The 18564-nt window shown below is 64.6% G+C and carries 16 protein-coding genes; 7 read left to right on the top strand and 9 right to left on the bottom strand.

Translation table 11 applies throughout. The annotated features are described in order from the left end of the window. Positions 1–77 precede the first annotated feature (77 nt). The 3 genes from GGR73_RS13160 to GGR73_RS13150 form a co-directional block, all read right to left on the bottom strand. On the bottom strand, positions 78–1574 hold the full coding sequence (locus GGR73_RS13160; RefSeq protein WP_184457281.1) for a hypothetical protein: 1497 nt from the start codon (positions 1572–1574) through the stop codon (positions 78–80). 178 nt (positions 1575–1752) lie between these two features. Further along, the gene (locus GGR73_RS13155; RefSeq protein WP_456362959.1) at positions 1753–2157 is read right to left on the bottom strand and encodes a transposase; all 405 of its coding nucleotides are present in this window, start codon (positions 2155–2157) and stop codon (positions 1753–1755) included. 368 nt (positions 2158–2525) lie between these two features. Continuing rightward, the gene (locus GGR73_RS13150) at positions 2526–3458 is read right to left on the bottom strand and encodes an AraC family transcriptional regulator (RefSeq protein WP_184457280.1); all 933 of its coding nucleotides are present in this window, start codon (positions 3456–3458) and stop codon (positions 2526–2528) included. Between the two features lie 90 nt (positions 3459–3548). Between GGR73_RS13150 and GGR73_RS13145 the strand changes: the two genes are divergently transcribed. The 6 genes from GGR73_RS13145 (at position 3549) to GGR73_RS13120 (ending at position 10802) form a co-directional block, all read left to right on the top strand. Continuing rightward, positions 3549–4382, top strand: a complete 834-nt coding sequence (locus tag GGR73_RS13145) for an oxidoreductase (protein ID WP_184457278.1) — start codon at positions 3549–3551, stop codon at positions 4380–4382. Positions 4383–4519: 137 nt separating this feature from the next. Then, complete coding sequence (locus tag GGR73_RS13140) at positions 4520–4750, top strand: hypothetical protein (protein ID WP_184457276.1); 231 nt, start codon at positions 4520–4522, stop codon at positions 4748–4750. 322 nt (positions 4751–5072) lie between these two features. After that, positions 5073–5645 (top strand): RNA polymerase sigma factor, encoded by a 573-nt coding sequence (locus tag GGR73_RS13135; RefSeq protein WP_245230654.1) that lies wholly within the window; start codon positions 5073–5075, stop codon positions 5643–5645. A 93-nt stretch (positions 5646–5738) separates the two neighbouring features. Continuing rightward, a complete protein-coding gene (locus GGR73_RS13130) occupies positions 5739–6062 on the top strand; it encodes a DUF4880 domain-containing protein (RefSeq protein ID WP_160955266.1) in 324 nt (107 codons plus the stop codon). Next, a complete protein-coding gene (locus GGR73_RS13125) occupies positions 6019–8646 on the top strand; it encodes a TonB-dependent receptor plug domain-containing protein (RefSeq protein ID WP_456362958.1) in 2628 nt (875 codons plus the stop codon). The genes GGR73_RS13130 and GGR73_RS13125 overlap by 44 nt, the downstream gene beginning before the upstream one ends. 56 nt (positions 8647–8702) lie before the next feature. Beyond that, positions 8703–10802: an Atxe2 family lasso peptide isopeptidase gene (locus GGR73_RS13120; protein ID WP_456362957.1), complete on the top strand. Its 2100-nt coding sequence runs from the start codon at positions 8703–8705 to the stop codon at positions 10800–10802. On the opposite strand, the gene GGR73_RS13115 is transcribed toward GGR73_RS13120, so the two are convergent. The 6 genes from GGR73_RS13115 to GGR73_RS13090 all read right to left on the bottom strand — a co-directional run bounded on the left by GGR73_RS13115 (position 10799) and on the right by GGR73_RS13090 (position 17325). Beyond that, positions 10799–12529, bottom strand: coding sequence for an asparagine synthase C-terminal domain-containing protein (locus GGR73_RS13115; RefSeq protein ID WP_184457274.1), 1731 nt, complete (start codon positions 12527–12529; stop codon positions 10799–10801). The genes GGR73_RS13120 and GGR73_RS13115 overlap by 4 nt on opposite strands. Continuing rightward, positions 12529–13215 (bottom strand): lasso peptide biosynthesis B2 protein, encoded by a 687-nt coding sequence (locus GGR73_RS13110; RefSeq protein WP_184457272.1) that lies wholly within the window; start codon positions 13213–13215, stop codon positions 12529–12531. The genes GGR73_RS13115 and GGR73_RS13110 overlap by 1 nt, the downstream gene beginning before the upstream one ends. Positions 13216–13265: 50 nt before the next feature. After that, positions 13266–13406, bottom strand: coding sequence for a benenodin family lasso peptide (locus GGR73_RS13105; RefSeq protein ID WP_104541915.1), 141 nt, complete (start codon positions 13404–13406; stop codon positions 13266–13268). Positions 13407–13649: 243 nt separating this feature from the next. After that, positions 13650–14465 (bottom strand): GntR family transcriptional regulator, encoded by an 816-nt coding sequence (locus GGR73_RS13100; protein ID WP_456362956.1) that lies wholly within the window; start codon positions 14463–14465, stop codon positions 13650–13652. Between the two features lie 112 nt (positions 14466–14577). Next, positions 14578–15603 carry an alpha/beta hydrolase gene (locus GGR73_RS13095; protein ID WP_184457270.1) on the bottom strand — a complete coding sequence of 342 codons (1026 nt, stop codon included), beginning with the start codon at positions 15601–15603 and terminating at the stop codon, positions 14578–14580. Positions 15604–15738: 135 nt separating this feature from the next. Then, positions 15739–17325 carry an SDR family NAD(P)-dependent oxidoreductase gene (locus GGR73_RS13090; protein WP_184457268.1) on the bottom strand — a complete coding sequence of 529 codons (1587 nt, stop codon included), beginning with the start codon at positions 17323–17325 and terminating at the stop codon, positions 15739–15741. 420 nt (positions 17326–17745) lie between these two features. On the opposite strand from GGR73_RS13090, the gene GGR73_RS13085 reads away from it, so the two are divergent. Further along, positions 17746–18525 carry an SPFH domain-containing protein gene (locus GGR73_RS13085; protein WP_046345603.1) on the top strand — a complete coding sequence of 260 codons (780 nt, stop codon included), beginning with the start codon at positions 17746–17748 and terminating at the stop codon, positions 18523–18525. Positions 18526–18564: the final 39 nt, after the last annotated feature.

The following is an 18564-nucleotide window of genomic DNA, read 5'->3' as shown; positions in this document are numbered from 1 at the left end:
GCAAGATGTCGACCTGCAAGGCCTCCGTACACACGCCTGAGTCGCGCCAGCCGCGTATCGGCGGCGTGGTGCGGCAATCAGGCGCCATCGTTTGCGCGCAGGTGATCGAGCAGCAGCGGGTGCAGCAGCGGTGGCATGGGCGCAGTGCCTGCCCCGTGCTCCCACTGCTGCAGAAATGGCGCCAGCCATTGGCGATGCCAGACAGTTGGACGGGCGCGTGCGGCCAGCCGCTGGCGCAACTGTTCGACATGTGCGTTGGCACGTGTCTGTTCGCCGCACTCCAGGTGGAAGAACACGAATACCAGCAGCACGCTGTCCGGGCTGGCGAATATCACCTCGGGCGGCACCACGCCGTTGTCGTCGCCGTGTTCCAGCAGCTGCAGCCAGGTGTCGGCGGAGCGTTGGAACCAGGGGCCGGCCAGCTGATCGGTGATGCGGCTGAAGAAGTGCACATCCAGTGCGGGCAGTGCGGTCGCCAGACGGGCCAGGGCAGCGCTCAGCACGGCGTCGCTGTGAGCTGGATTCAGTGCCCAGCCGCCGTAGTCGCCCACGTCCGCGCTGTCCAGGACCTGCTTGCCCAGGAAGGTGGCCGCATCAGCCACGCAATGCAGGTCATGCAGCTGCGTGGTCGCCGCGCGCTGCTGCCAGGCCAGCAGGCGGGCATGCTGCAGCCCCGCCTGGACCATCAGCTCGCCCAGGGTCGGGTCATAGCTGGCCCACAGACACTGACGGCTGCCGTCGTGGTCGCGGATCCATTGCCAACGATGGCTCGCTTCAACCGTGACAGCAGACCAACCAGCAGCGCGCAGCGATGTGCCCAGGTGTTGCTCCACCAGTTGCGGGAGCAGCTCGCGCAGACGCACCTGCTGACGTGTGGCCTTGTCACGCGCAGTGCGTAACGCCGCAGGCGTGCGCTTGGGCTGCAGGAAAAACCGCAGACCCATCTCGCGCTCGATCTCACCGGAGGTGCCGCTGTCGGCCAGCCGCGGCACGGCCAGGTCCTCGGGCGCGCCACGGCGAGGCTTGAGCGCGCGGAGTGCGGCCAGCGCACGGATGGCGCGCAAGGTGTCGGAAGCGAGCAGGCCGTCCAGGGTGGGGGCGATACCGTCGGCAGCGTCGAAGGTCTCGTCCAGCCAGCCGTTGACCAACAGGCCGTAGCAATCGGTGAACAACGCGCTGTCATCGGCCTGGTGGGCGAGGTTGAGAACGTCCCCGAACACTTCTGCCAGCGGTAGCGTGTGGCCGGTGTCTGGTCGGCGGTAGACCACGCGTGCCTGGTCTTGCCATTGCAGATAGACCTCGCCCTGTGCGTCCTCCAGCCAACCGGGCGCTTCGGCGGCCAGGGCCTGCGCGCGCAGGGTCGCATCGTCGATCTCCTCGACCGCCGTACGCACCAGCACGCCATGGCGCAGGAGCTCGGTGTGCACGCGGAACCAGGTCAGGCCGGTGTCGTAACGCGCCTGCAGCCCAAGCAGGCTACGCATGAGCGCTGCCTTGTGCGTGCGACTCAAGCTGCCGCGATCGACCAGCTGGACGCAGCGTTCGATGAACTCCTCGATAGCGTGTTGTGACATCCGTGCCTCCTGTACGTCAGTGCTCAACGTGCGGGCATCATCATGCCAGTGGTCCGGGCGACCGCGTGAGCGGGAAAGGTCGCGGGCGGGAGCCGTGCCGCCCGGCGCGGATCCGCTGCCTGTTCGTGCGCTGCTGCGCACGTTTCATCTCAAGCCAATAACGGAGCCAATAACGGGGTCAGGTTAACTTATCAGTTGGCGGTGTTCGGTCTGCGTGGGCGATGAGCGGGCCTGACGCCCGCAAAGCGGTGGGTCTTGGCTTCGACCATTGCGCGGAAGGCGTCGTGGCCCAGGGCTCGCTGCTGCTGCAGATGAAGACGAATGCTGCGACGTAGTTTCGCCCAAGCTGTTGCATCAGTTGCCCGATCCGTCCCGCATCAGGTGGCGTGACTAGCAAGTGCACATGGTTGTCCATCAAGACGTCAGCGTGCAACTGGCAGCCTGTGGCGTGCAGGGCCTCATGCATCAGGTGCAGATAGCGCAATCGATCGCCATCATCCAGAAAGCAGGGCAACCGGTTGTTCCCGCGCTGCACGATGTGCTGCGGGATGCCGGGAAGGTCGATGCATGGAAGTCTGGCCATGGCACAAGACTCGCAGCCCGGCGTTGGTACTGATAGCGAGGAAACCCTCACGAAAGCTGAGGCCGTAGCCTGAAATTTGGCTAGGAAGTGAACCTGACCCCGTTAGCGCAGCGTTTCCAGGCATGGCGCGTACTGGGCAGTCTTGTCTTGGACGATTGCCACGTCGTTGCGCATATTTCCCTCTTCGTCCCATCCCGGCGTCTGCCCGCACTGCGTCAGGACGGGAGACAGTGTAGAGAACGCTGCTTGATAGTCCTTGCGGTCGTAGCGCTGCTGAAATACCGCGCGTGCGCAGGCCGGCAACGTGCGGTCTCCGCGCTCCTCCAAGCGGAAAGAGCCATGCGGTTTAATTGCCGCGGTTCCCTTAGCTAGTGCGAAGAGACGTACACCGCATCCGCAAATGTCTCGGGAATTGCAAACGTCTCCCGCATCCTCCGCGCCTCGGCCGCCGGCGTGGCACCAAACAACCGCCGGAACTCACGACTGAACTGCGATGGGCTGGTGTACCCCACCGCATGGCTCGCCGCTTCCGCCGTCAGCGATTGCCGCACCATCAACAACCGCGCCTGGTGCAGCCGCGTCGACTTCACGTACTGCATGGGCGAGACCTGCGTGATCGCCTTGAAGTGGCTCTGGAAGCTGGGCGCGCTCATGCCTGCTTCGCTCGCCAGTCGCGCCACGTCCAGGGGCTGCGGATATGAGGCGTGAATCAAACGTAGCGCCTGGCTGATGCGACCGAACTGGCCGCGCATGGCCAGTGCACTACGCATGGCGCTGCCCTGCGCGCCCGTCAATACGCGGAAATAGAGCTCGCGTAGCAGTCCCGGGCCGAGGACGGTGGCATCCAGTGGCTTCTGCATGGCCTCGAGGAAGCGCAGGACCGAATCGCGCATGGCGTCGTCCACGGGCGTGGACATCATGCTCTGCGGTGGCTGCAGAGTGTCGGCCTGGCCTTTGCGGTCGATCTGTTCCGCCACTTCCGCGGCGAGCGGGAAGTCGAGATGGAGGTAGAGGGCCAGCAGGGGGTGGGCCGGCGTGGCGTCCGTTTCCATCGTGAAAGGCACGGGCACCGAGACGGCGAGGTACTGGTCCGCGTCGTAAAGGTAGAGCTGGTCGCCGAAGTAGCCACGTTTGCGGCCCTGGCACACGATGACGATGCCGGGGTCGTAAAGCACGGGCGTGCGGGCAAGCGCCCGGTCGGAGCGGAGGATGCGGACGCTCGGCACCGCCGTGAGGTTATAGCCCTCGTCGGGTGCAAGTTCGCGCAGAAGTTTGAGCGTGCGAGCCTTCGGAGCATCCATAGGAATAGGCAAGAATAAAAGCCAATTGTGACTTATCGACCTGGCAATGGTGGCGGATTATGCATTCCAAGACCAACCAACGGAGCACCCATGGGCAACCCGAAGACCCTCCTCATCACCGGTGTCAGTAGCGGTTTGGGCCGTGCCCTGGCCCGGCAAGCCGTCGCCCAGGGCCACGTGGTCATCGGTACCGTTCGCAACGCGGCGGCGAAACGCGTCTTTGAAGACCTCGCTCCCGGGAAGGTTCATGGCCGCCTCCTCGACGTCACCGACTTCGCCGCCATCGACGGCGTCATCGCCGAAGTGGAGGAGAATGTCGGCCCGGTCGACGTCCTCGTAAACAACGCTGGCTACGGCCACGAAGGCATCATGGAGGAGTCGCCTCTCGAGGAGATGCGCCGCCAGTTCGATGTCAACGTATTCGGCGCCGTCGCCATGATGAAGGCCGCGTTGCCGTACATGCGCCAGCGCCGCCGCGGCCACATCCTCAACATCACCTCGATGGGCGGCCACATCACCATGCCCGGCATCGGATACTACTGCGGCAGCAAATTCGCGCTGGAAGGCATCTCCGAGACGCTGGGCAAGGAAGTTGGTCCGCTAGGCATCGCGGTGACAGCGGTGGCGCCGGGTTCGTTTCGCACCGATTGGGCGGGGCGTTCGATGCAGCGGGCGCCGCGATCCATCGCGGATTACGACGCCATCTTTGATCCCATCCGCCAGGCCCGCGAGGAAAAGAGTGGCAAGCAGCTAGGCGACCCGGTGAAGGCAGCACGCGCGATGCTGAAGGTGATTGCCGCGGAAAATCCGCCGGCGCATTTGCTTCTGGGGAGCGATGCGTTGACGCTGGTGCGAGCCAAGCTGGCTGCGTTCGCAGCGTCCATCGCCGATTGGGAAAAGGTGACCATTTCAACCGACGGCTGAAGATGCGTCTCTGGTGCAGCGCACTTGCTAGCGAGGAGGGGGAGCGCGATGAGTCTTATCGCGAGCACCGATCGGCGCCCCTACAACACGGGGTAGCGGGGGTGGCACCGGGCAGGTAGTTCAGTTCATGAAGGGCAATGAACACCGATTCCGCGCTTCTGGCCCGTTTGCCAAAGGATGGAGTGACGGCTTTGGTGTTGATGAAACCAGACTTGGCGGAAGATGCGTCGTACGAGTGCCGAACGACGTCGGTAGCAATCGGCCTTGTTGCTTACAAACCTCACGTCTGGATCGTGTTCGCCACGTCGGATCTCGCACCAGCTGGAAGAACGGATGACCCGTATCTGGAAAGGGCAAGCATCTGGTGATTTCTGACGGCGAATCGGTCATGCAGTATCGCCGGTGCAAGTGACAGGGTTGAGGTGTGCAGCACGTGTGTGTTGATGTGGACGGAGGCTGACTGACGCGCAAAACGTAGGGGGTTAGCATCGCTTGCCGTCATAGAGGAAGAGGTGGGGCTGCGGTTCGGGCTGCGGCGCCCACCACCCACTCTCCATCTTTCGGCTGCACTGCTCATGTTCAGATCCACTTGCATGACCCTCGCGCGCGCGTTGCGCTGGTGCGTCGTGTCGCAAGATGCGTGGGGGAGTTGGTGGGCGGCCGCACTTGGCCGAAGGCGCGGCGATCACGATGAGCTCGCCTGATGGGCCGCCCATGGCGCGCGGGCAGCCGTCGCTCGCCGAGAGGGACCGTCTCCGCGCCGAGTTCGACCAGGCATTGGCCGCACTGCATGCCGAACTGTTGGTGTACCTGCGCCGCCGTACGCGCGATGCCGAGACCGCTGCAGACCTGGCACAGGAGACCTTCTCGCGGATGATGGTGTACCGCGATGCGCCCAACATCGGCGACCGCCGGCTGCTGATGTACCGCATCGCGCACAACCTGGTGATCGAGCAGCGGCGCTCGCGTCAGCGGCGGTTGGCGGCGCAGCACGTGTCGCTGGACCAGGTTGCGCCGATCAGCGCCGACGAGGCCGGCGTGGACGAGATCGCCGATGCGCGCCAGACGCTCGATGTGCTGCTCAAGCGCACCCTGCTCGAGCTGCCGCCGAAGTGCCGGCTTGCGTTCAAGCTCAGCCGGTTCGACGGGCTCACCTATCCGCAGATCGCCGCGAAGATGGGGATCTCCACCAAGATGGTGGAGAAGCACATCAGCCGTGCGCTGCTGGCGTGCCGCGCGGCGGTGGGGGAATTGCCGCAGTAACCGGGCTGCAAGACGGCTGGCTGGCGCCGCCGGAAGATGCTGGTAGCATCGTGCGCGAGGGCGCAGCAGACGGCCCGTCGGGAGTCACCAGCCATGCGTGCAGAGTCCGGGCGCATCCACGCGCAGGCGGCCGCCTATCTCGTTCGACGCGGCAGCGAGACTGCTGCCGAGCGCGCTGCGCGCGAGGCGTGGCTGGCTGCCGATCCGCGCCATCGTGCGGCCTACCAGCAGTTGCTCGACGTGGACGAACACGCGTCGGCAGTGCTGGATGATCCCGAGTTGCAGGCCGCCACTGCACGCGATCTGGAACTGCTGACGCCGGCCTCCGGCCGGCGTCGTCGCTGGCCCTGGCTGTTGCTGGCAGCGATGCTGGTTGCCGCGATCGGCTACGCGGTGCATCACCTGCTGGTGCAGTAGCGCGCACTCAGCGCTCGGCACTCAGCAAACCGCACTGCGTGTTGCGGAAACCGTTGAATGTGCGCTCTGTTGCAGCGCTGCCTGCATATTGCACACGTTACTGGTAGGGCATTGCGCTTGCGCAACATCACTTGTTGTCGGGGGACGCAATGGCGATGGTGCCGCGCCCAGGACGCGAAGGATGCACATGCAAGCACGACGGGCAGTATCGGGGAGCGGTGTCGGTTTTGATCATGCACGCAGCAGACTGGCCTTGGCGGTGGTCTCGCTGCTGTCGCTGCACAACCTTGCGGCCCAGGAACGCACGGCTGTGCAACGCGTGCAAACCCCAGCGGTAGAAGCGGATGCGCAGCGCGGTGATGATGCTGCGACGGCACTGGACCGCATCGAGGTCACCGGCACCCGTATCCGCGGCGGCACCACACCGTCGCCGGTGGTCACCATCGGCAGCGAGCGCATTCGCGAGGAAGGCTTCGCCGACCTGGGCGAGGTGATCCGCAGCCTGCCACAGAACTTCGGCGGCGGGCAGAACCCGGGCGTGGTGACCGCGACGGGGACTGGCAACATCTACAACCAGGATGCCGGCGGTGGTTCGGGCCTCAACCTGCGTGGCATCGGCCCTGATGCCACATTGACGTTGCTCAACGGGCGGCGGCTCGCGTATGGCGGGCAGATGCAGGCCGTGGATATCAGTGCAATTCCGGTGGCGGCCGTGGAGCGGGTGGAGATCGTGGCTGACGGTGCGTCTGCGATTTATGGCTCCGATGCGGTCGCCGGCGTAGGCAACGTCATCCTCAAGCGCGACATGCAAGGCGCGACGATGAGTGCGCGCCATGGCCGCGCCAGCGAGGGCGGGCTCACCACCCGCGAGTACGACGCAACAGCCGGTACGGTCTGGGACAGCGGTGGCCTGATCGCAAGTTATCGGTATACCGACCTGGACCCGATCGGCGTGCAGCAACGCAGCTACACCCAGCAGATGCCGCGACCTTTTTTGCTGTATCCCGGCGGAGGCGTGCGTAGCGCCCTGCTGAGCGCGCATCAGGCACTGGGGCCGGATGTGGAGCTGCGGCTTGATGTACTGCGCAGCGATCGTGAGCAACGCTCGTACCAGACAGCCACCGGCGCGTACTTCGACCAGCGTTCCGACACGGTTGCCTGGCTCGTGGCGCCGTCGCTGGAGATCGGCTTGCCGCACGACTGGCACCTGCAAGTTGGCGCAAGCCGTGCCCAGGATGAGAACCAGGCGCGGGCATGGATGGTGACGACGGCAAGCGGTGCAACGCGCCTGGTGACTGGTGCATGCCGCTGCAACGACGGCCGCAGTTACGAGCTCAGCGCAGAGGGACCTGTGCTGGCTTTGCCGGCAGGGGATGCGCGCCTGGCGGTAGGTGCGGGCTACCGCAGCAACTCGCTGGTCAATCGCAATCTAGTGACGGGCGCGCAGGCGCGTAGCGAAGACAGCAGCCGCTTTGCTTATGTCGAGGCCAACGTGCCGCTGCTGGGCGCCGATGCTGGCATGCCGCTGGCACAGCGCCTGGAGTTGACCGCCGCTGCGCGCACCGAGCACTACGACAGCTTCGGCCAGGTCACCACACCCAAGCTCGGCGTGATCTACGGGCCGAGCCGCGACCTGACGCTGAAGGCATCCTGGGGCCGCTCGTTCAAAGCGCCCACGCTCAATGAGCGCTACGGCAATCTGGTGGCCTATCTGGTGCCGCCGGCAATGATCGGCGGCACCGGCTATGGGCCCGGGCAGACGGTGCTGCTGTCGTGGGGCAGCAATCCTGCGCTGGGCCCAGAGCGTGCCATTACCCAATCGGTCTCGCTGGCGTTTCATCCCGAGCGTATGCCGGGCCTGGAAGCGGAGCTGACGTGGTTCGATATCGATTACCGCGCACGCGTGGTGCAACCGTTTGCGTCGTTCGGCCAGGTGCTCAGCGACACGGCGGTGGCGGAGTTTCTGCAGTTCTCACCGACGGCACAGGACCAGGCGCGCTTGCTCGCGATCTATGACGATGGCTTCTTCAACTGGACCGGCCGGCCGTACGACCCTGCGTCGGTGGTGGCGATCGGGCGTGGCGAATATGCCAATGCAAGAACACAACGCATCAAGGGAGTGGACCTCAGTGGCGCTTACCGGGTGGATGTGGGCGAGGGCCGGCTCACGCTGCGTGGTGCGGCGAGTTGGCTCGACAGCGCCCAGCAGAATACGTCGGCGCAAGCGGCATTCGATCTGGCCGGCACCTTGTTCTATCCGGCCAAGGTACGTGGCCGGGCAGGTGCTGTCTGGGCGCAGGGTGGATTCACCGGCTCGGCGTTTGCCAACTACACCGACGGTGTGACGTACAGGGTGACCGACCAGGACACCGCCTCGTTCACCACCTTCGATCTGTCGCTGCAGTACGCCTTTTCCGGGGAAGGGGCTGCAAACGGTGTCGAGGTTGCTCTGACGGTGCAGAACCTGTTGGACAGGGCGCCGCCGTTGTACGTGCCAGCAGCGATCACGGACGTGCCGTACGACTCGACCAACTATTCGGCAGTGGGGCGCTTTGCCAGCATCACTGTGGCCAAACATTGGTGAGCGCCTTGCCGGGCACAACAGCCAACGCCTTGCGGAAGCCTTGGAAGGAGCGCGCCATGGGTGTAATGAGATCGAGCATCTGGCGCAGCGGTGTGCCAGGCGTGCTGGGATTGCTACTGGCGACTGCGGTGCAGGCGCAGGCCGTGTCCCCGCGGCAGTTGTTGGAAGTGGCGGACATCAGTCATCCGGTGCTGTCGCCGGATGGCAACCTGGTGGCCTTCCGGATGGAACAGGCCTCCGTCGAGCGCAACACCTATGACACGGCGTGGTATGTGCAACGCGCCGACGGCGCCGGGCCAGCGCGCAAGGTGGGCGAAGGCGGACACCTGCAACGCGAATCCGACGGCGCGTCGCTGGTCCCTGCAGCAGCGGTCTGGGCGCGCGATGGCCGCCATCTCTATTACCGCGCACTACTGCATGGGCGGGTGGATGTCTGGCGCGCGGCTGCCGACGGTTCTCAGGCGCACACGGTGACTTTCGACGCTGCAGACGTGCGCAACTTCCAGCTCAGCGCTGATGGCCGGCGCCTGTTCTACAGCGTGGGAGCGACGCGTGATGCAACGGAGGCAGCAACGCTGGGCGAATACGATGCCGGCATCCGCATCGACCAGACCATCCCGATCGGGCAGGGGTTGTTCCGGTCGGGCTATCTGGACGAGCGCTGGACCACCCAGCGCTTGTACGGCAGCGATGTGATCCGCGCGCCGTTGCTGTCGCAGTTGCCCGAGCGCTGGAAGACGGTGGATCTTGCCAGCGGGCAGGTCAGCGAGACGGCAGTGAACGATATTCCGGCGGATCCTGCTGCGGTCGACCGGCAGCTGGCCGATCTGCATCCGTGGAAACAGGCACGCGATGCCCTGACTGGCAACGTGGCACTACTGACGCATGTGGTTGCCTGGGACGGCGTGGGGCCGAGGCCGAACGTGGCCCTGTCCGTGTTGCTGGATGGGCAGCCAAGCAGACGCGTGGACTGCCATGCAGTGCTGTGCACCGGCAAGCCGATCACCGAGGTAGTGTGGAGGCCGGGCCGCACCGCGGTGTTGTTCACTACAACCGACCCGGACGATAGCCAGGCACAGTCGATTTACGAGTGGGACGTGGCGACGAATCGGGTCACGCTGATCGTGAAAACCAATGGGCTGGTTAACGGCGGTCGCGCGGTGCCTGCGCCCTGCGCGGTATCGGCCGATGCAGTGGTCTGCGTGGCGGCGGATGCCGGCCGCCCGCCGCGCCTGGAACGGATCGATCTGAACTCCTGGCGGCGCACCGTGCTGTTCGATCCGAACGCGGCGCTTGCGGCAGAGATGGCCAACGTGCCGATCGAGCGGCTGCGCTGGACCGATGCGCAGGGACGTACGTTCAATGGCCTGTACTACCCCGCACAGCGCGGCACGCATCCGTCGGCGCTGTTCATCACCTACTACCGTTGCACCGGCTTTGTACGCGGTGGCGTCGGGGATGAGTGGCCATTGGCGACGCTGGCAGGTCTTGGCATCTCTGCACTGTGCATCAATGCGCCGGCAAGCGACCAGGATGCGATCACGCGCTTCGAAATCGGCCGCTCCTGCATCGAACGTGTGGTGCAGGTGCTGGCGGCACGCGGCGATATTGACCGGCACCGCGTAGGCATGGGCGGTTTGAGTTACGGAACCGAAATGACGTACTGGATGGCGATGCGCTCGGACGTGCTTGCAGCGGCATCGGTTAGCAGCATCGCGTTCTCGCCGCTTGCCTATACCTTGATGCGTATGTCGGGCGAGGCCTTCGTTTCGCGGTTGCGTACCTACTGGCAGTTGGGTGCGCCGGAGGAAACGCCCGAACAGTGGCGGCGGCTGTCGCCTGTCTTCAACCTGGAGCGCATCCATGCACCTGTGCTGATGCAACTGCCGGAGCAGGAGTACCTGCACACGCTCGACTATGCGGGGCCATTGATCCGGGACGGACGGGCAGACCTGTACGTCTATCCCAACGAAGCCCACCAGAAATTTCAGCCACGGCACAAGCTGGCGGTGTACACACGTAACGTGGACTGGTTTCGCTTCTGGTTGCAGGACGTGGAAGACCCGGATCCTGGCAAGGCGGCCCAGTACCTCGCCTGGCGCACAATGCGTGCAACAAAGGCAGCTCGGCCGGGCGTAGCGGCGGCAACACCCTAGCTCTGGTGCCGGACCCAGTTCTCCACTGCGCATAGGTCCAGCACGCGACCGAGCCGGCGATCGCGTGGCGCCAGTGGATGCCCGAAGAATCGCTGCAGGGCTTGGCGGTCCAGTAAACCATGCGCATGGAGCTGGCCATCGAGGAGGTAGGCCTGCAGCTGATGCTGGTGCTTCGCATACAGTGCGCCGACGTAACCGGTGAATGCGCCCTTGCTGCGGCGCGCAAGGACTTCCGCCGGCAGCAGGTCGGCAAATGCCTGCCGCGCCACTGCACGATTCTGGCCGCCCCTGATCCACATCCAGCTGGGGATTCGCAGTGCCGCCTCCATCACCGGCTGGGACAGCAGCGGCAGGCGCAGGTGCGCATGCCACCCACGCGGCGCAGAATCCCTGTACACCTGCGTCGTTGCCAAGGCATGGATGCGCTCGCGGTCGCCAGGCAGTGCGTTGGCAGGTGCGCTCAGCCATGGATGGTGCTGCGGCCTGCATGCGGTATGACGCGGGTGAATGAAATCGTGCGTTGCTTGATAGGGCGACTTGGGCTGACGCAGTTGCTTGCGCAGGGTTAGCCATGCCGCTCTCCACAGAGTGCATTGATGCAACTCCGCCAGATCACCCACCGATTGCCAGGCTGTTCTCAGCCCCTTGCCACGTAGCGCATCCACTGCGGGTGCCGCGGTCGTCAGGTAGCAGAACACCGTGTCGCCCCCTCCGCCGGAGAAAAAGCTGGTTGCGCCATGTTGCTGCAGCATCTGCCGCATGCGTGTATCGGTAGCGTTTTGCAGCATCCCGACCCGTGGGGTTGCGATCTCGTATGGCAGCCTGAAATCGTGCTTGTTAGGTTGCAAGTCCAGGACGTCGGCGTGCAGCGGTACCCCCAATAGTGCTGCGATCTGACTGGCGTACCGGCGCTCGTCTGCGCCCGGCACCGGGGTCACCAGCGTGCAACAGGTGATATTGGCCTGGCTCTGTTTCAGGCAGGCGCCGACGACGGACGAATCCAGACCCCCCGACAGTTCCAGCAATACATTGCGGTCAGTTGCCGCCCAGGTCTTGACCACCATCTCGACCGATGTCCGGATTGCTGCTGCGGCTACCGGCGGTGCTACGTCGTGCGTGGCATCACTTGCAAAATCCCATGGACACCAGGCGACGCCTGGCGCCTGCTGCGCACGTGACGCCGCGATCCACGTGCCGGGAAGTAGTTCCTCCAGGCCACATAACCCGGTGCGAGCGGTCTTGATGTCCGGATAGATCAGGCGATGTGCGATGGACTGCCAATCGACCTGCTTTTGGTAATTCCCGATGTGCACTGCCAGCTCCACGTCGGAGGTCACAAAGCCCGTGTCGTGCTGCAATGCGTGGAGGCAAGGCATTCCGCCTTCCGGATCGCGCAGGATGCTGACTCCCTTGCTACCCGTATCTTCTGCCAGGACAAGCAGGTAAGCGCCCCAGTAGTACTCCAAGATATGTCTGCGCAAGCCATCGGCGCGTGCGAAGCAGGCGAGCTGGCTGGCATGCGTCAACCGCGCGCCGTGCCGGTTAAATACATGGCCAATGATGAGGCCTGCATCCCCCAGTGGGAGAACAGGTGTTTGATCGCTTGCGTACAACACGTATCCGGGTGTTCGCCAGCGCTCAGGTAGTTCAGGCATGCGGAGCTGATGAGAGGCATGTTGTGCGTCATCGCCCTGCGCACCAACCGACATGAAATATCTGTAAGCCATTACACCACCAGGATCGGAGTGTGGGCACGGGCATTGCCGACGGTGTCGCTCAGTACGGTGCGGTGCGCCTGTACCCAACAGTGCGCAGAAAGTGAATTGACCATGACGCCGAAGACGAGCTTGGCGTGCAATCCCCGCCGTGCAAGGAACCGGATCAGTGAAATCGCATCTGGAAGACAGCGGGTTGCGCTGGGGACGCGCAGGCGCGCGCGCCGGAATGCCTCGGCTGCTTCATACAACTCGAGGTCCACTTGCGCTGGGTGCAGGGCGGCAGTTATCCGGCCTCTAAGGTGCCGCTCGCGATATGCCGACGTTGCCTCCAGGACGGCGTGCAGGGGGAAGCGTTTGAGCTGGCTCCATGTTGCGATCACGTTACCGGCAACGTCCAGTGTCGTGCGGAGGCCGGCACGCACGTTGATCTCTGCGCTTTCGATCGCGCTATGGTCAGGCGCGATCGCGCAAGTGGGAGCCAGGTTTCCACCACCGGCGTCGGCCTCGGCAAGTACGCCCAATGCGACCAGCCTGGTCACCGCGCTGCTCGCTGCCCGATCACCCTGGACGTGCGCAAGGAACGCCCCCTCCAGCGCCGCAGGCAGCTGGAAATAATGGTCTTTCAGGGTGTCGAGGAACAGCGGCTGATTGTCGATGAGGCAATACGAGACGTGACGGCTGAGGTAGACAGGCATCGGAGCATCCTCATTGAAGAAAAGGCGCACCTTTCGGTGCGCCTTGTGCATCACTCCTCGGAAATGCCCGGGACGGGCTGCCCGCCCATCGGCTCGTTCCCCTGCAAGATGCCCTGGGTTTCCACACTCGCAACCCCAAGAACGATCACCTCATCCTGCGCATTGCCGTGGACGTTGTCATTGATGTTCATCGCTGTCTCCTGGTTGTGCCATGGGGATCCATGACGCAGACACGTTAGGAAACGGGCGTATTGATTTTCAAATGATTAAGTCGTAACACCGTCATAATTAAATGCACTGTGTGACCGTCATCGAAGTTGACCGCAAACCTGGCCGGTGGCGTCGCATCGTACCTTCGCGCCGCATCAGGCACAGGTTGCCGGCAGCTCGCAAGCACAGCATGCAGATCCCGCAATGTGCTGCGCTGACGACACTCAGTCGCCGAAGCTGGAAGCCTGATTGATGCGCTCATTCATGACCGCCACGATGCGCGGCACGGCCTGGATGCGGCGTACGTGATAGTCATGCAACGCTGTCTGCAACGCGGCAAGGTCGCGCTGCTGCCAGTGCAGCGTGAGCTCTGCCAGTTCTTCTTCAAGAGAGTCGAGCAGGCCATGTTTGGCACGTCGCACCGGTGCCAACCTGTCGTTGGTCTGCCTGACGGCATGATGCAGCGACCAATGCGCCGTGGCATGGGCGATGGCGTCGAAGAGCTTCCAGGTCTGCTTGACCACGTCCGCAGGCGCAGTGGTGGGCTCCAACTCGCCAGCGGCGTGCGGTGTCGGTGCAACGCCGATATCGCAGGCCATCCGCAGCAGGCGGTCCATCCAGTCGTAAAGATCCCGAAGTGCGACCTCGGTGAGCAGCGGCACCTGCAGGCCATAGCGTGCGTGATCGATGACCAGGCCTTCGCCGACCAGGCGATGCAACGCAAGGCGTACCGGCGTGGGGCTGACCTTGAACTCGGCAGCCAACGTTGTCGGATCGATGCGCTGACCGGGTCGATACCGGCCGGATTGCAGTGCGTGCCTGACCTGCGTATAGGCGATGGTAGTTTTGGAGTGGATCCCATGCATGGCGAACTCCTTGTCTGACCGCGACTCCTCCCCTGGCTGGATCGTACATGCAATGGCTGCGCCAGGAATTGCTGCGGTAGTCCTTTTTAGTCCCAGGCCTGTCGCATCGTGCTGCCTACGAGGCAGGCTCGGAGCCAATACCCTGTCCCGACAGTAATAGTTTTGATAACGCACAAACTGGGATCAAAAAAGAGGGCCGCCTGGTATGCCAGGGCGGCCCTCGTATGGACATTATCTGTTCCTGCTATCGCGTGGCACGCCTGTCGTGCCAGACGCTGTGCCTTGTTTAGCGGAACGACTCGCGCAGCCGCTTGCCTGCATACTCCTGTGCGGCCTTCGCCTTGGCAACGACGGCGGCGCAGCCAAAGAACTCGTGCGTCACGCCGGTGTAGACCTCACGCTCGACCGGTACGTTGGCGTCCTTCAGCGCATCTTCCAGCTTGGCGCCATCGCTGCGCAGCGGGTCGATGGTGGCGTTGATGATCGTTACCGGTGCCAGGCCGCGCAGGTTGGCGTTGACCAGGTCCAGACGGGTATCTGCCTTGTCGGCATCGCTGCGGATCAAGTGCCCCACGAACCATTCGATCATGGCCTTGTTCAAGGGCTTGGCGATGGCGTTTTCGATGTAGGACTCGGTGTGCAGGCTGCCGGTCTGCCCGACCGGGTAGACCGCCAGGATATGCGTCGGTGCCGGCAGCCCCTTGTCGCGCGCGGCTACCGCCGTGGCGAGGGCGAGGTTGCCGCCGGCGCTCTCGCCTGCGAGTGCGACGCGCTGCGGGTTGCCGCCGATGCTTGCCGCGTTTGCCAGCACCCATTCGTAGGCGGCGAGCGCGTCGTCCCAGGCGGCGGGAAACTTGTGTTCGGGCGCCTGGCGATAGTCGACCGAGACCACGATGGCGCCGGTTTCCTTGGCGAGCCCGCGCGCGCCGCCGTCATAGACCTCGGCATTGGCGATCACCCAGCCACCGCCGTGGAAATAGACGATGACCGGCAGTGCGGTGCCGCCCTGTGGGGTATAGACGAAGGCCGGGAGATTGCCGGCGGGCGTTTCCAGGGTGTGGGAGGTGCGCTTGACGCCGGGCACCAACGCCTCCGGGTCGGCGGACTTGCCCTGGTCGTGCAGGAGCTTGTTGACCGCATCTGCAATGGTCGGCTGCTGCCGGGCTTCGGCCGGCGTCAGCTTCTCGATGGCCTTGGGCTCGAGCGCATCGTGGGCCTGGGCCAGGTCGTGCATGTCGTCATCGGCACGGATGGCGCCGATGACGTTGGAGAGGGTGTCGATGATCGGGTTGGGCTTGCCGTGCTCTGTCATGTGGGCGTCTCGGTTGGTTGACCGTGACGCTAGCGGCGGTGCAGTCAATGGGGCGACAAGGGAGCTCGGCCGTTATGCACATGGCGGCAACATTCGCAGCAGGCGCCGGTGCAGGCACCTGCCGATTGAGAGCTCTTACCAATCCGTCGGCGCATAGTCCTTGAGGAACTGCCCCCACACATGCTCGCCGGTGTTGGCGCCGTGGATGATGGGGTCGACGATGCGCGCGGCACCGTCGACGATGTCCAGCGGCGGGTGGAAGCGTTCCTGCTGAACCTTGAGCGCGGCGATGTCCGCCGGATCCTCGTCGGTGACCCAGCCGGTGTCGACGCTGTTCATGTGGATGCCGTCGTTCTGGTAATCGGCCGCCGAGGTGCGCGTCATCATGTTCAACGCGGCCTTGGCCATGTTGGTATGCGGATGCCGGGTGGTCTTGAAGTTGCGGTAGAACTGCCCTTCCATCGCCGAGACGTTGACGATGTGCTTGTCGCGCTCGGGCGTGCGCAGCATCAGCGGCTTCAGCCGCGCGTTGATGATGAAGGGCGCGATGGCGTTGACCAGCTGGGTTTCCAGCAGTTCCACCGAGGGCACTTCGTCCATCAGCAGGCGCCAGGAGTTGCGCCCGCGCAAATCCACCTGCTGCAGGTCCTGATCCAGGCGTCCATCCGGGAACAGGTGCTGCTGGCCGACCAGTTCGTCGTCCAGCAACGCCACCTGCGACAGCTCGGCGGCGCGGGTGAGCCCATCGGCGCCGTCCAGGCCGCGGCCATGCACCGCCGGCAGCGCCATTGCCGAGGCATCGCGCAGCAGTTCGGGCGTGCGCAGGCCCTCGTAATGGCCGACCAGGTTGCGTACGGTTTCCGGCAACTCATGCAGCGCGGCGGTCTCGCCGGCCATCATGTGCGCGTAGAACTGCGGCGGGCGGCGCACCGTCTGGCAGGCGTTGTTGATGATGAAGTCCAGCCGGTCGCGGGTGGCCAGCAGCTGGCTGCAGAACGCTTCCACGCTGGGGGTGTGGCGCAGATCCAGGCCGAACACCTGCAGGCGATGGCCCCATTCGCTGAAGTCCGGCTCCTGCGCATAGCGCGCGGCCGAATCGCGCGGAAACCGCGTGGTGACGATCAGTTCGGCGCCGGCGCGCAGCAGCTTCAAACCGGCCTGATAGCCGATCTTGACCCGTCCGCCGGTCAGCAGCGCCACGCGTCCGCGCAGGTCGGCGGTTTCGGTGCGCTTGAAGTAGTTCAGCTCGGCGCAGGCCGGGCACATCTGGTCGTAGAAATGATGCAGCTGGGTGAACTTCTGCTTGCAGACGTAGCAGTGGCGCAGTTCCGGCGAATGCGTGGGCTCCGGCGCGGCAGTGGCATTCTGGCCGTTGTGCGCGTCGTGCAGGCCGGCGGCATGCGGCGGGAAGAAGTTGGGCGTGCTGAACACCGGTTTGCGCCGCAGCGCGCGGATGCCGCGCTGCTCGAGCAGCGCTTCGGCCTTGCGCACCTTCTCCTGATGCCGCTCGCGCTCGCGCTGCTTGAGCAGCTGCCGCCGCGCCTTGGGCTCGGGGTGATAGACCCTGGCCACCACCTGGTGCAGCCGCACGCGGTCGGCCTCGGGCAGCGTGTCGAGCACGCTGCGGTCGGCCTCGATGGTCTCCAGCAGGTCCAGCGCCGCGCGCAGGCGGTCGGTCAGGGGCAGGTCGTCGGCGGGCGGGGGTGGGGCGTTGGTGTTCAAGATGGATCCGGAAAAGAGCGACAGAAGGCGAAGCGCATGCAGCGGGCGGCGCGGTGGACGCGATGGATGGCGGCCAGCGGCCACGCTGGCCTGGACCGCTGCCGCCGCAGGCCGGCGCGTCCGGACCGCAGCTATTTTCGCCGATCCTTGGGTGCGCGCGCCAATGACAGGGCTGGATGGGGCTGCGGCAGTGCGGGCGTCGCTGCCGGGGATGCATCCAATCGCCGCGCAGGGCGTGCGCCCGGTTCAGCTCTCAGCACGCGGCTGGAAGGCCTGCGTGCACGCGCTTGCATGCAGCGACGTGTTGCCGCCCGTCATGCGGGAGGCCGGGGTGCGATCGCATCCCGGATTGGATAATCTTTCCCCATACCGGAGGGGCCTCACGCCCGTCCATTCAAGGGGACATTGATGAAGAATTCCATGCTGGCTTTCGGGCTGGCCGGCTTGCTCTGTGCGTGTACGGTGGTCTCGCCCGATCCGGGACAACAGGCCGTGCTGGTGGATAAACCGCTGTTCTTTGGCAAGGGTGGCATCCGCCTGGACGATGTGCGTGATCCCGGGCGCACGTACACCTGGTTGACCACCTCTGCGTCGTATGTGGATGTCACCCCGCAAACCGTGCAGGTGGCCTTCGACGATTTCTCCTCCAGCGACAATATCCTGTTGGACTTCTCGACCCAGATCCAGTACCGGATCACCGCCCCGGCCTTGCTGCTGTCCGGGTTTGGGCAGGACTGGTTCAAGAACAATGTCGCCAGCCAGTACGCGTCCATCGTGCGCGATCAGGTCAAGCGCTACGACATGACCAAGATGATGAGCGATCCGGATACCGCCAGGAAGATCGACGATTCGGTCACCCAGAACGTCAGCGCGCTGGTCAAGCAACAAGGCTTGCCGATCCAGATCCAGAACATCACGCTCGGACGCGCGCGCCCCAATCCGGACGTGTTGCAGCAGATGAACCTCACCGCTGCGCAGCAACAGCGTGTCAAGACGCTGGTCGAGGCGACGACCGCAGAGCGGCAACGCGAGCAGGAACAGGTTGCCAAGGCCGATGCCGACAATGCATACCGCAACCGCATGGGCCTGACGCCCGAGCAGTACCTGGCCAGCCAGATCGCCGAACTCAATGCCGATGCCTGCAAGAAGGCGCAGGCCTGCTACATGGTGCCTTCCGGCACGTCGGTGATTGCCAGGTAGCCTGCGCTGCCGGCCGACGGCAACGCGGCGCTCCTGTTG

The organism is Xanthomonas sp. F14 (assembly GCF_014199865.1).
This window is presented reverse-complemented; position numbering and strand designations above follow the sequence as displayed.